The following is a 12,691-nucleotide window of genomic DNA, read 5'->3' as shown; positions in this document are numbered from 1 at the left end:
TTGCCCGGACCCAATAAAAAGGCCCATATAGAAATATGGATGCCTTAATTATTCAGCCTTTTCTTCATAATCACAGTTGGTACATTTCACTTTTGCCTTCTTGCCTTTTTTGGTCTCGACCAGATAGTGCTCGCATTTCGGACAATTTCTGCCGATCGGACGATCCCATGAGATGAAGTCGCATTCCGGATAGCGGTCGCAGCCGTAGAAGATCCGGTTCTTCTTCGACTTGCGTTCGACGACATCTCCTTCGTTGCATTTCGGGCATTTGACGCCGATCGATTTGACAATCGCCTTGGTGTTGCGGCAGTCGGGGAAATTGGAGCATGCCATGAACTTGCCGTAGCGGCCCATTTTGTAGACCATCGGCGAACCGCATTTTTCGCAGTCCTCACCGGCCGGTTCATCCTTGATCTCTATCTTCTCCATTTCCTCGTCGGCCCGGGATACCTGGGGTTCGAAACCTTTATAGAATTCGTCGATGACGGCAACCCATGACGCATCGCCTTCAGCGATATCATCAAGGCTCTTCTCCATCGTCCGTGTAAAATCGACATCGATGATATCCGGGAAGTACTGGGTCACCGACTGGTTGACGATTTCTCCGAGTTCTGTCGGTATGAAACGCTTCTGATCGACTTTGACATAGTTCCGCTTCTGGATCGTATCAAGCGTCGGTGCATAGGTCGATGGACGGCCGATGCCCACTTCTTCAAGTGTCTTGACGAGCCTGGCTTCAGTAAAGCGCGGCGGTGGCTGTGTAAAGTGCTGCTTTGGATCGATCTGTTCGGATTTTGTCGTTTCGCCTTCCGCGATTTCCGGCAGACGGTTGTTGAGCTCCTCCTCTTCGTCATCCTTGCTTTCCACATAGATCTGCATGAAGCCCTTGAACTTGATCGTCTGGCCATTGCTTCTGAAGATTACGCCGTTATTCGACATTTCCATACGTACAGTATCCAGTATTGCAGGTGCCATCATGCTGGCGATGAAACGGTCCCAGATGAGTTTGTACAGTCTGTACTGGTCCCGTGTCAGATACTGCTTCATATTCTCAGGCGTCCGGTTTGCTGAAGTCGGACGGACTGCCTCATGGGCATCCTGGCTGCCTTCAGTCTTCCTGCCGGATGGCTTTGGACCGACAAAGCTGTTGCCGTATTCATTCTCGATATAATCGGTCGCTTCCTTCTGTGCGACAGGAGAGATCCGCGTGGAATCGGTTCTCATATAAGTGATCAGACCGATTGTACCAGCCTTCTTGATGTCTATCCCTTCGTAGAGCTGCTGGGCGACCATCATTGTTTTCCTTGCTTTGAAGTTGAGCTTTCTCGCTGCTTCCTGCTGGAGGGAGGAAGTCGTGAACGGCTTGGCCGGGAAACGCTTCTTCTCCTTCTTTTCAACAGAATCAACATTGAATGCATCACCATCGAGCTTGGACAGGACGTATTTGACATCTTCATTCGTCTTCAGCTTGACCTTCTCATCAGCCAGACGGTTGAACTTGCCCTCAAAAGTGCTTTTGCCATACTTGAACTGTCCGGTGATCGTCCAGTATTCTTCCGGTTTGAACGATCTGATTTCATTTTCACGATCGATGATCAGCTTGAGCGCAACAGACTGTACACGGCCGGCAGACAGCCCTTTTTTCACTTTCTTCCATAATACAGGTGAGATATTATAGCCGACCAGACGATCGAGTATGCGGCGTGCCTGCTGTGCATCCACAAGCTTCTGGTTGATCTCCCCCGGGTGCTTGAAGCTGTCCTTTACTGCATCCTTTGTTATTTCATTGAACACTACCCTGTAGTATTCCTTATCTTCTCCAAGTGCATGGCTCAAGTGCCATGCGATTGCTTCACCTTCGCGGTCCGGGTCACTCGCCAGGAATATTTTCTTCGCTTTGTTGGCTTCTTTCTTCAAATCCTTGAGTAGAGGCCCTTTCCCGCGAATTGTAATATATTTAGGCTCATAATTGTTTTCAGTATCTATCCCCGTTTGACTGCGAGGCAAATCACGAACGTGACCCATCGACGCAACAACCTTGTATCGTTTGCCGAGGTACTTCTCTATCGTTTTTGCTTTCGCAGGTGATTCTACAATGACCAGATTATCTGCCACAGCCCGATTGCCCCCTTCTGTTGTGTTTTCAAATCCAAATAATACAGTGAAGTAAAATTGTTTGTCAACTATAATATATTTTAAATTTTCATGTTTCCCTGAAAACTAGCTGTTGAAATCCTCCATTATATCCGCACCGGACAGCACCATTTTGGCACCTTCCTGGATTCTCAAGTTCGTCCCTTTCGACTGCAGGGCATGGATATTCCCCGGCATGCAGTAGGCATGCCGGTTCTCATTGAGCGCCATATCAAGCGTAATCAGGCTGCCGCTTCTGGCCTCGGCTTCAGTGACGAGGACACCTTCCGACAGTCCCGCTATGATTCTGTTGCGTGCAACAAAGCGCCACTTTGCGACCTGTGCGGCTGGCGGATATTCACTGATGACGAGCCCTTCGCCCTCCATTTTGAGTCTGGTATTCCATGTGCTCCGAGGATAATGGGTCCCATGGCCGAATGCAAGCACACCGATTGTTGCCAAGCCATTCTCCATCGCTTTCAAGTGTGCCAGATCATCCGCACCATGTGCCAACCCGGAGACAATTGCGATATCCCTGTCCAGTTCCGGAAGAATGCTTTTGAGTCCGGTTCCGGTATAGCAGGTCGCCTTCCTGCTGCCGACAATACCGAGCATCCGCCTCTGCATGAGAGCAGCGTCTCCCTGGTAGTACAGGATGTATGGCGGATCGTGGATCTCCTTGAGCAGGACCGGATAATTTTCATCTTCAATGGTCATATACCCGATTCCTTCGTCCGTCAGACTTTGAGCGAGCAATTCGCCTTCCAGACTTTTTGCATAGGATACTTTCTGTCTTAATCCGCCCGTCATTTTTTCATTTATTTTTCCATTCAGCACTTTATATTCATGTGCAGTCACGCCTGCAAAACTTAAACAGATCCTGTCCATGGGACACCTCCTTATTCATAAGAATAATTATAGTAGAAACTGGCCAGCCTGCTGTTTACCATCCAGTTAAATCGTTTGGAAATAAATGCAAAAAAGCACGGATTCCCAAACGGGATTCCGTGCTTTTGAACAGTTTCATCAGCTTATATGACAATTACTTTACAGTCAGACACTTTTCATAGAGTCCGTCTTCTTTTTTGATGCGTGCAATCAGTGTTTCTCCGATTTCGGATGGTGTGTCTGCAGTCTCGATGCCGCATGCATTCATCGTCTTGATCTTCTCGTCTGCAGTTCCCTTGCCGCCTGAAATGATGGCGCCCGCATGACCCATGCGTTTGCCTGGGGGCGCTGTTACACCACCGATAAATCCGACAACCGGCTTGTTCATGTTGTCTCTGACCCATTCAGCTGCTTCCTCTTCAGCTGTACCACCGATTTCGCCGATCATGACGACCGCTTCCGTCTCGGAATCCTCATTGAACGCCTTCAATGCGTCGATGAAATCCGTGCCGTTTACCGGGTCTCCGCCGATTCCGACAGCTGTTGTCTGTCCAATTCCGGCTTCTGTCAGCTGATGCACCGCTTCATAAGTCAGTGTGCCTGAACGGCTGACAACGCCGACGTGGCCCTTCTTATGGATGTAGCCCGGCATGATGCCGATCTTGCACTCGTCCGCTGTGATGACACCCGGACAGTTCGGTCCGACAAGACGGGTCTTCTTGCCTTCAAGATAGCGCTTTACCTTGACCATATCGAGTACCGGAATGTGCTCTGTGATACAGATGGCAAGGTCAAGCTCAGCATCGGCACACTCGACGATTGCATCTGCAGCAAATGGTGCCGGCACATAGATGACGGAAACACTTGCGCCTGTCTTCTCTTTTGCTTCTTCGACCGTATTGAATACAGGCACGCCTTCGACTTCCTGGCCGCCTTTGCCTGGTGTGACACCAGCAACGATCTTCGTGCCATATTCAAGCATCTGCTGCGTATGGAACAGTGCTGTTGATCCAGTAATACCTTGAACTAGGACTTTTGTATCCTTATCGATAAATACACCCACAGTAGATTCCTCCGTTATTATTTATTTTGATTGACTGCTTCGATGATCTTCTTGGCACCTTCCGCCATTGTGCTTGCCGGAATGATGTCGAAATCGGACTGCTCGAGGATCTCCTTGCCGCGGTCGACATTCGTACCTTCCAGACGGACAACAAGCGGAATTTCCAGACCGACGTTTTTGACGGCTTCGACGACACCTTCGGCAATAACATCACACTTCATGATTCCACCGAAAATATTGACGAATATGCCTTCGACCCCTTCATCACCGAGGATGATCTTGAAGGCTTCCGTCACTTTCTCCGTCGTTGCGCCGCCCCCTACATCGAGGAAGTTCGCGGGTCTGCCGCCAAAGTGGTTGATCGTATCCATGGTTGCCATGGCAAGACCTGCACCATTGACCATGCAGCCGATGTTGCCATCAAGTGCAACGTAGGAAAGATCGTATTTGGATGCCTGGATCTCCTTCGGATCTTCTTCATCCTTGTCACGGAGTTCAACAATATCCTTGTTTCTGAAGAGCGCATTGGCATCAAAGTTGACTTTGGCGTCCAATGCGAGCACGCTGCCTTCTCCAGTAGTAACAAGTGGATTGATCTCTACAATGGAACAGTCTTTTTCAGTAAACACATTGTATAGGGAAAGCATGAGTTTGGCTGCCTTGCCTACGGATTCCTTCGGAATATTGATATTGAACGCCAGTCTTCTTGCCTGGTACGGCATGAGTCCGACTACAGGATCAATGACTTCCTTGAAAATCTTTTCAGGCGTTTCTGCCGCCACTTCCTCGATTTCCGTACCGCCCTCTTCAGAGCCCATCAGTACGACACGGTCAGTTGCACGGTCGATGACGAAGCCGATGTAGAATTCATTCTGGATATCACAGCCTTCTTCGACAAGGAGACGTTTCACTTCCTTGCCTTCAGGGCCCGTCTGATGTGTTACGAGGACTTTACCGAGAAGTTCTTTGGCGTATTCTCTCACTTCATCAAGTGATTTGGCGATTTTGACACCGCCTGCTTTACCGCGGCCACCGGCGTGGATCTGTGCTTTGACAACATATACACTGGAATCTAGAGTTTTTGCTGCTTCCACAGCTTCCTCAGGTGTATACGCCACACTACCGTTAGGCACGGCTACGCCCATGGAGCGAAAAATTTCTTTCCCTTGATACTCATGGATATTCATGTTCATCCTCCTAAGACTTTTTTAAACCTTACCACCCAATTATAGAAAAGGTATTCATATAAGTAAACTGAATTCACAAAATTATCTAGAGAAAAGAATACTTTTTACAGGCTCGAATGTCTGCCTGTGGATCTCGCTTGCGCCAAGGGTATGAAGCGCTTCCAGGTGATCCTTTGTTCCATACCCCTTGTGGCCCCCGAATCCGTATCCCGGATAAGATGAATCATAGGCCGCCATCATCATGTCACGTTCCGTTTTGGCGATGACGCTGGCTGCTGCTATCGACACGGAATTGGCATCTCCTCTGATGATCGAAGTTTCGGGAATCCCTGTGTCCAGTGTCATGGCATCGACCAGCAGATGACCCGGAACAGCATCCAGGTTCTCGACCGCCCGCTTCATGGCCAGACGGCTGGCCTGATAGATGTTCAGTTCATCGATCTCCCGGACGCTGGCGATGCCGATGCCGTAGTCCGCCTGTTCCATGATGATTTCCCGGAAAGCCAGCCGCTTTTTCAGTGACAGCTTCTTCGAGTCATCGAGGCCCGGCAGGTAGAAACCTTCCGGCAGTATGACAGCGGCAGCCACCACTTCACCGGCAATCGGGCCGCGTCCTGCTTCATCGATGCCTGCGATATGGCGGACCTCGCCCCGGAGACTGTTCTCATAGCGGCTCATTGCGCTGTACTTGTCCTTTTGCGCCTGTTCGCTCCGGAGGCGCCTGCGATGCTTTTCAAGCAGTCTGATGACCCCTTTGCGGTCATCGCCGGCATGGATGGATGTACTGATTTCATCCATTGAAGTATAGGCCGACACTTCCGTTTCGATCTCTTTTATCGTCTTCATGCATCTGCCTTATCAAACGTATAGCCGCCGATCTTGCCGTTGCGTATATCGTAGATGATGCGGTTAGTGACCGCTTCATAGTTGATCTCGTTGCCGCCGGCTTTCAGGCCGCGCGACTTGCCGATGGCGTCGAAGACATCGACGATTTCATCGGATGGCGATACATTGATGTTGTAGAACTGGTTGAAACGCTCCGGATCATGCGCCAGGAGGAACTCGATGCCGTAGATGGCCACTTCATCAAGGGGGACGACCGCATCCTTGATCGCACCTGTCAAAGACAGCTTCCTCCCCGTAATTTCATCTTCGAACTTCGGCCATAGAATACCCGGCGTGTCGAGCAGCTCCATCTGCTCCCCTGCCTTGATCCACTGCTGCTGTTTCGTTACACCCGGAGTGTTGCCGGTCTTTGCGATTTTCTTTTTGGCGATATTATTGATGACGGTCGACTTGCCGACATTCGGTATGCCGATGATCATCGCGCGGATTGCGCGGCGGCCGATCCCCTTCTTCTCCATCCGTTCAAAAATTTCGGCTGTTGCCCGGACTGCCAACGGCTCTATCTTTTTTATGATCTGATTATTTCTGCCATCAAGGGCCACAGGGTACTTGCCCTCGCTTTTGAATCGCGCCATCCATGCGTCCGTCTCTTTTCTGTCTGCCATATCTACTTTGTTCAGTACAACAACTCTCGGCTTATGCTGGGTGATTTCATCCAGCATCGGGTTATGGCTTGAATGCGGGATTCTTGCATCCAGTATCTCGATCACCACATCCACCTTCTTCAGATTCTCTTCCACTTCTCTTCTTGCTTTGGCCATATGGCCTGGAAACCAGTTGATACTCATTATAGTGCACCTCTACTTATATATATCTTTTTGTTTTGTTTCATTATTTTATTTCTATATTATATAATAATACCAATGTTTAATAAAATGACAGGAGGTGGGAAAATGATTTCGATCGTTGTTCCTGTACTCAATGAAGCGGAAAATATACCCGCACTGCACACAGAGATCGTCTCGGTGATGAAAGTACTCGGCCGGCCGTATGAGGTCATCTTCATCGATGACGGGTCGACTGATGGGACACTGACCGAGCTCAGGGAAATAGCCGGTCCGAAAATCAGCTATCTTTCATTTTCCAGAAATTTCGGCAAGGAAGCTGCCATCATTGCCGGCCTCGAAAAGGCGTCGGGAGACGCCGTCATCATCATGGATGGGGATATGCAGCACCCCCCGTCACTGATTGCGGAACTCATAGAGCAGTATGAAGCAGGCTTCGACCAGGTGGTCGCGAAAAGGAATAAGGCCAAGGAACCGCTCTCCCGCCGTCTGCCATCGAAGCTCTTCTATCAATTGATGAATTTCACCAGTACTGTGCATCTTGAGGACGGCGAAGGAGATTTCAGGCTGATTTCAAGAAAAGTGGTCGAGGCCATTCTGACACTGAGCGAAAACAACCGCTTCTCAAAAGGCATTTTCGAATGGGTCGGGTTCAATAAGACAGTCATAGAATTCGATCATATCGAGCGCGAGTCCGGCAGTTCAACATTCAATCCGCTGAAACTTCTCGATTATGCGATAGATGGCATCAGCGCTTTCAACCACCGGCCGCTCAGAGTATGCTTCTATCTGGGGCTCGTCGTCCTCATGGCTTCCCTTGCCTACATTCTCTATATGTTCGTGAATATTGCCGTTCATGGTGTGGAAGTGCCCGGCTACTTCACCATCATTGCCAGCCTGCTGCTGCTCGGCAGCATCCAGCTCTTTTCACTCGGCATCATCGGCGAGTATGTCGGCCGCATCTATATCGAGACCAAGAACCGGCCGAAATATATCGTCAGGGAATCGTCAGGGAATGAAACAAAGCAGGGAGGACGCCATGAGAAGCAGTATCACCAGTGAATTCATCCGTTTCGTCCTTGTCGGCCTGATCAATACGGCCGTCTACTACGGTGTGTACACCATCCTGGTATACGCCGGCTTGTTTTATATTGCAGCGCATTTCGGAGGATTCATCACGGCATTCATCATCTCCTATTTTCTGAACTGCCACTTCGTATATGGCGTCAGACCGACACTGTTGAAGTTTCTCAAGTTCCCCCTCACTCAGGTCATCAACATGGGCATGCAGACGCTGCTTCTCTATGTACTGGTCGACCAGCTGGGATGGAATGAAATCATCGCACCCCTGCCGGTGCTCATCATCACTGTACCGATCACCTACGGCATTACACGGTGGGTACTGAAAGATAAGGAAGGTTGATTGGATGGATACAATGAAATCGAGGCTGCAAGGGATGAGAAACATCATGATCATCGCACTTCTCGCGGTCATCTCCCATGTCTACGTACTGTGGCGCCTGGTTGCACCTGATGACACAAAAAAACAGGTATTCATGACAGGTGCCAATGATGGGCTCGAGCAGATGCTGCCCATGCAGCTCTATCTCTATGAAAAGTTCAAGGAAGGCACATGGTTCTACGATACCGATTTCGGACTCGGCGGAGACTTCTATACGGACCTCGCCTACTACTATTCGACGAATATCATCTATTATATCAACATCATCTTCGTCAGAGCCGGTGAGATACTGACCGGTTTCGACACGTCGACGGTGGATTTCTGGGCATTCAATGCATTTTTCATATCAATCCTGAAAGCGTTCCTCATCATCTACTTTACATACCGGTTCCTTTTGATCATCGGCGTCAGACCGCTTCATGGCATCATCGGCGGCTTCATATTCGCTGCTTCTCCGACCTATTTCAGGTTTACGATCTTCTGGTCCTTTTTCAGCGACGTCTTCATATGGCTGCCGCTTACACTCTGGGCACTCGAACTCGTCATCCGCAAAAAGAAACCCGGCCTGTTCATATTTGCAACGGCCGCCACACTGATCAACAATTTCTACTTCGGCTACTACCAGCTCATCATCGCCGTCGTCTATCTGGCGGTCCGTCTCATCTTCAGGCGGCAGAGTGACCTGCCCCGCATCCAGACACTGAAGCTTGCCGTGCCTTCCGCCCTGATCGGGGCCGGCATATCCGTCGTTGCGTTCTTCCATGCCGTACGGGGCTTCCTGAACAACGACGACCGCGAGTATGAAGTGGATGTGCCGATGTTTTCAGAACTGGACTGGCAGGATAATATCTTCTATGAGAACTATCTTGTCATCATCCTGTTCATTGCGATCCAGGCCCTGTTCACGCCGAAACTGTATACACGCTACTTCTATAGAGTATTCGCCGTACTGACCATCATCTTCATGCTGTTTACACTGTCACCCTATATCGACATGCTGTTCAATGGATTCCAGCAGCCGCAGAAGCGCTGGCACTACATGCTTGTATTCTTCCATGCCGTGCTCATTGCACAGTATCTCACCCGTTTCAGGGAAGTAGGCATCAGGCAGTACGCAGTCAGTCTGATACCGGTCTACATCATTCTGGCCCTATCGATATACTTCAAGGAGGATGTCGTCATCTGGGTATACATGGTGCCCGTCATCCATCTGGTAGGCTTCCTGCTCGTCTATCTGAAAGGCAGACAGCCTGTACTGCAAGGTGTGAATGCCGTGCTGCTCGTCCTGTTTACAGCAGTGGTGAGTGCCTCCCACACCAATACACAGATCTACCATGACGGCATCACCGACCGCAACCATCTTTTCTATATCAACAGCAACCACTATGCCAGTGACCGCCAGAAATATAACATCGAACGGATCCAGGATATGAAAGCCCCTGAACAGAAGCTCGACTATAAGGTGAGGGATCAGGATAATACACCGATGTACATGGGCTTCAACGGCACAAGCATCTATTCGAGCATCATCGATGGGGAAATCATCGACTTCTACTATAATGACCTGAAAGTGAATATCCGCTATGAGACCATCAGCCGCTACTCCACCTTCCAGTCGCGCAGCAACCTTTTCTCGCTGTTCAATGTGGACTACATGATGCGGGATGAAGATACTTACGGCATTCCACTGAAGTTCAGTCCGATCATGGATGACGGCACATATACGATCTATGAGAATGACGCCCCATTGCCCTTCATCAGATATGCCACGGATGTCTACAATCCGGATGCGCTCGATCACCCGCTCGCACGCGAGCATGCGATGATCAACGGAATTGTGACAGATGCGCTCGAACCGACCGCTCAGGCAGAACCGACAGAAAATCTGATCGACGAAGTTCCGGTGGAGGCACAGAATGCCACCCTTTCCGATGGCGTACTTGATGTGCCTGAAGACGGTGGCGGTCTGAATTTGAATTTCAGTTCGCTGGTCGACCAGTATGACAATGCAGATGTCTATATTGAAATGCACGTCGAAATGATCGAACCCAACAAACGGTTCACCATCAATGTCGACGGCTATCCGAATGAAAGGCTTTTCGCCACAAGCAAATACCGGACATATGCAGATGATCTTCTATATCGTGTCGAACTGCAGGAAGAAGTGCCGATCACCTTCTCAAGCGGGAAGTATGCAGTGGAACTGCAGTCCATCCGCATTGAAGACTACCAGACACTTGAACAGGAAAGTGAAAAAGCAGATCCAGGGTACACCGTATCCGAAAAAGGCAATACCTACGAGATTACTTTGGCAGAACCGAGAGCAGGCATAGCCAGTGTGCCGATCGTCCATCGCGACGGCATGAAGGTTGCAGGTGATGCTTCCGGGGACCTTGATGCATTCCGTGCAAACTATCTGATGACCGGTTTTGAACCTGGTGCAGACGACCGGGTCATCACAATCTCCTACTCACCGCCATACTTCCTGGTGACACTCATGATAAGCATCCTGTCCCTGCTGATCAGCTTCATCTATCTGGATCTGTTCGGGATCAGAAGCAGACTGAAACGCCGGTTCAAATAAAAAATGCCTGACAGGTGAACTGTCAGGCATTTTTGTGGTTCTATCGGATTTCTCTGATACGTGCAGCTTTACCACGCAGGTTGCGCAGGTAGTACAGTTTCGCACGACGTACACGACCACGGCGTGTCACTTCGATCTTCTCGATTTTTGGAGTGTGTACAGGGAATGTACGCTCAACACCAACACCGTAGGAAATCTTGCGGACTGTGAATGTTTCGGAGATTCCGCCTCCGCGACGTTTGATTACTACACCTTCGAAGATCTGGACACGCTCGCGTGAACCCTCGACGATACGTACGTGAACACGTACAGTGTCTCCGGCCTTGAACTGTGGCAGATCTGATTTAAGCTGTTCTTTTGTCAGCTCATTGATTAGTTGCTGTGACATATTATCTTCTCCTTCTTCCAATTATCTTGCCGAACATAGCAGCGGATGATTGTGTATATGTGTGCTTTGACACTCGTATAATATTACCATAATCATCCCCCGCTTTCAACGGGTAAAATGCATATCTGTGCTACTTGCCGGAAAGCAGATCGGGCCTTCTTTCCCTTGTGCGTTTCAGGCTCTCCTCACGGCGCCATTCCTCGATCAGCTTATGGTTGCCATTGAGCAGTACTTCAGGCACTTCCATGCCACGGTATTCCCTGGGTCTCGTATAGTGCGGATGCTCGAGCAGTCCGGTGCTGAAGGAATCCTCCTGGTGGCTCTCCTCGCGGCTCAGCACACCGGGAATGAGCCTGACGATGGCATCCGTTATGGTCATGCTCGCAAGCTCTCCCCCGGTCAGCACATAGTCGCCGATCGATACTTCATCCGTCACGAGTGTACGGATGCGTTCATCATATCCTTCGTAATGTCCGCAGATGAAGACGATATCCTCCTCTTCGCTGAGTTCCTCCGCCATCTTCTGATCGAATGGACGGCCCTGCGGGCACATCAGTATGACACGCGGCGACTTGAGATCCATTGCTTCCATCGCGTTGAATACAGGTTCAGGCTTCAGTACCATGCCGGCACCGCCGCCATACGGATAGTCATCGACCTTATTGTGCTTGTTTCCGGAATAGTCGCGGAAATTGACTGCATTGTAGCTGACGATGCCCTTCTCCTTTGCGCGCCCGAGGATGGACGTATTGAGTACACCTTCATACATTTCCGGGAACAGTGTCAAATAATGAATATTCAATCCAGCAGCCCCTCCATCGGATGGATGATGATATGACCCCGTTCGAGATCGATATCCTTCACCACATCTTCAATATAGGGAATCATATACTGCCTGTCACCATCGACCACCCAGACATCATTTGCACCGGTCTCGAATATGTCGGAAACCGTACCGATCGGTTCCAGCGTCTCTTCAAGCAATACATCAAGACCGATGATGTCCCTGTAGTGGTATTCCCCTTCCTCAAGCGGAACGTCCACTGCCTCTGCTTCCTGAAGCACATCCGATCCTTTCAGATGCTCCACTTCATTGATATTGCCCACACCTTTGAATTTAAGCATATGGAAGTTCTTATGCTTGCGGTAGCTGTCGATGGTATAGGAAGTCCCTTTTACTTCCACACTGCTGCCGGGTGAAAAGCGGTCTTCTGCAAAGTCCGAATCGCTCAGCACTTTCACTTCTCCACGGATGCCGTGAAAATTGACCAGGCGGCCGATACTGATTTTCATTA

The 12,691-nt window shown here is 49.8% G+C and carries 12 protein-coding genes; 3 read left to right on the top strand and 9 right to left on the bottom strand.

The window, feature by feature from the left end; translation table 11 throughout:
* Positions 1-48 precede the first annotated feature (48 nt).
* The 6 genes from topA to ylqF all read right to left on the bottom strand — a co-directional run bounded on the left by topA (position 49) and on the right by ylqF (position 6,965).
* Entirely contained in the window at positions 49-2,115 is a 2,067-nt protein-coding gene (topA, locus tag J4760_RS01465; protein WP_145285363.1) for a type I DNA topoisomerase, read from the bottom strand.
* Positions 2,116-2,220: 105 nt separating this feature from the next.
* Entirely contained in the window at positions 2,221-3,021 is an 801-nt protein-coding gene (dprA, locus tag J4760_RS01460) for a DNA-processing protein DprA (protein WP_237604551.1), read from the bottom strand.
* 154 nt (positions 3,022-3,175) lie between these two features.
* Positions 3,176-4,084, bottom strand: coding sequence for a succinate--CoA ligase subunit alpha (sucD, locus tag J4760_RS01455; protein ID WP_237604550.1), 909 nt, complete (start codon positions 4,082-4,084; stop codon positions 3,176-3,178).
* A 17-nt stretch (positions 4,085-4,101) separates the two neighbouring features.
* The gene (sucC, locus tag J4760_RS01450; RefSeq protein ID WP_145285354.1) at positions 4,102-5,271 is read right to left on the bottom strand and encodes an ADP-forming succinate--CoA ligase subunit beta; all 1,170 of its coding nucleotides are present in this window, start codon (positions 5,269-5,271) and stop codon (positions 4,102-4,104) included.
* Between the two features lie 81 nt (positions 5,272-5,352).
* A complete protein-coding gene (locus J4760_RS01445; RefSeq protein WP_145285351.1) occupies positions 5,353-6,117 on the bottom strand; it encodes a ribonuclease HII in 765 nt (254 codons plus the stop codon).
* Positions 6,114-6,965 (bottom strand): ribosome biogenesis GTPase YlqF, encoded by an 852-nt coding sequence (ylqF, locus tag J4760_RS01440; protein ID WP_237604549.1) that lies wholly within the window; start codon positions 6,963-6,965, stop codon positions 6,114-6,116. Before ylqF ends, J4760_RS01445 begins: the two co-directional genes overlap by 4 nt.
* A gap of 105 nt (positions 6,966-7,070) precedes the next feature.
* Between ylqF and J4760_RS01435 the strand changes: the two genes are divergently transcribed.
* The 3 genes from J4760_RS01435 to J4760_RS01425 are packed head-to-tail and all read left to right on the top strand — an operon-like array spanning position 7,071 to position 11,008.
* Positions 7,071-8,024: a glycosyltransferase family 2 protein gene (locus tag J4760_RS01435; RefSeq protein WP_145285345.1), complete on the top strand. Its 954-nt coding sequence runs from the start codon at positions 7,071-7,073 to the stop codon at positions 8,022-8,024.
* Positions 8,002-8,385: a GtrA family protein gene (locus J4760_RS01430; protein WP_145285343.1), complete on the top strand. Its 384-nt coding sequence runs from the start codon at positions 8,002-8,004 to the stop codon at positions 8,383-8,385. Before J4760_RS01435 ends, J4760_RS01430 begins: the two co-directional genes overlap by 23 nt.
* A gap of 4 nt (positions 8,386-8,389) precedes the next feature.
* Entirely contained in the window at positions 8,390-11,008 is a 2,619-nt protein-coding gene (locus J4760_RS01425; protein WP_237604548.1) for a YfhO family protein, read from the top strand.
* A 40-nt stretch (positions 11,009-11,048) separates the two neighbouring features.
* Here J4760_RS01425 and rplS read toward each other — a convergent pair whose 3' ends face one another.
* The 3 genes from rplS to rimM form a co-directional block, all read right to left on the bottom strand.
* Positions 11,049-11,396, bottom strand: a complete 348-nt coding sequence (gene rplS / locus J4760_RS01420) for a 50S ribosomal protein L19 (RefSeq protein WP_145285337.1) — start codon at positions 11,394-11,396, stop codon at positions 11,049-11,051.
* A gap of 130 nt (positions 11,397-11,526) precedes the next feature.
* Positions 11,527-12,198 carry a tRNA (guanosine(37)-N1)-methyltransferase TrmD gene (trmD, locus tag J4760_RS01415; protein WP_237604547.1) on the bottom strand — a complete coding sequence of 224 codons (672 nt, stop codon included), beginning with the start codon at positions 12,196-12,198 and terminating at the stop codon, positions 11,527-11,529.
* Entirely contained in the window at positions 12,195-12,689 is a 495-nt protein-coding gene (gene rimM, locus J4760_RS01410) for a ribosome maturation factor RimM (RefSeq protein ID WP_237604546.1), read from the bottom strand. Before rimM ends, trmD begins: the two co-directional genes overlap by 4 nt.
* Between the last annotated feature and the right edge of the window lie 2 nt (positions 12,690-12,691).

This window comes from Salinicoccus sp. ID82-1 (assembly GCF_021991715.1).
Lineage (GTDB): Bacteria > Bacillota > Bacilli > Staphylococcales > Salinicoccaceae > Salinicoccus > Salinicoccus cyprini.
This window is presented reverse-complemented; position numbering and strand designations above follow the sequence as displayed.

Bases quoted from the DNA above. Each gene is read 5' to 3' on its own strand.
- dprA (WP_237604551.1), bottom strand. From the start codon at position 3,021: ATGGACAGGATCTGTTTAAGTTTTGCAGGCGTGACTGCACATGAATAT.
- sucC (WP_145285354.1), bottom strand. From the start codon at position 5,271: ATGAATATCCATGAGTATCAAGGGAAAGAAATTTTTCGCTCCATGGGC.
- J4760_RS01445 (WP_145285351.1), bottom strand. From the start codon at position 6,117: ATGAAGACGATAAAAGAGATCGAAACGGAAGTGTCGGCCTATACTTCA.
- ylqF (WP_237604549.1), bottom strand. From the start codon at position 6,965: ATGAGTATCAACTGGTTTCCAGGCCATATGGCCAAAGCAAGAAGAGAA.
- J4760_RS01435 (WP_145285345.1), top strand. From the start codon at position 7,071: ATGATTTCGATCGTTGTTCCTGTACTCAATGAAGCGGAAAATATACCC.
- J4760_RS01430 (WP_145285343.1), top strand. From the start codon at position 8,002: ATGAGAAGCAGTATCACCAGTGAATTCATCCGTTTCGTCCTTGTCGGC.
- J4760_RS01425 (WP_237604548.1), top strand. From the start codon at position 8,390: ATGGATACAATGAAATCGAGGCTGCAAGGGATGAGAAACATCATGATC.
- rplS (WP_145285337.1), bottom strand. From the start codon at position 11,396: ATGTCACAGCAACTAATCAATGAGCTGACAAAAGAACAGCTTAAATCA.
- rimM (WP_237604546.1), bottom strand. From the start codon at position 12,689: ATGAAAATCAGTATCGGCCGCCTGGTCAATTTTCACGGCATCCGTGGA.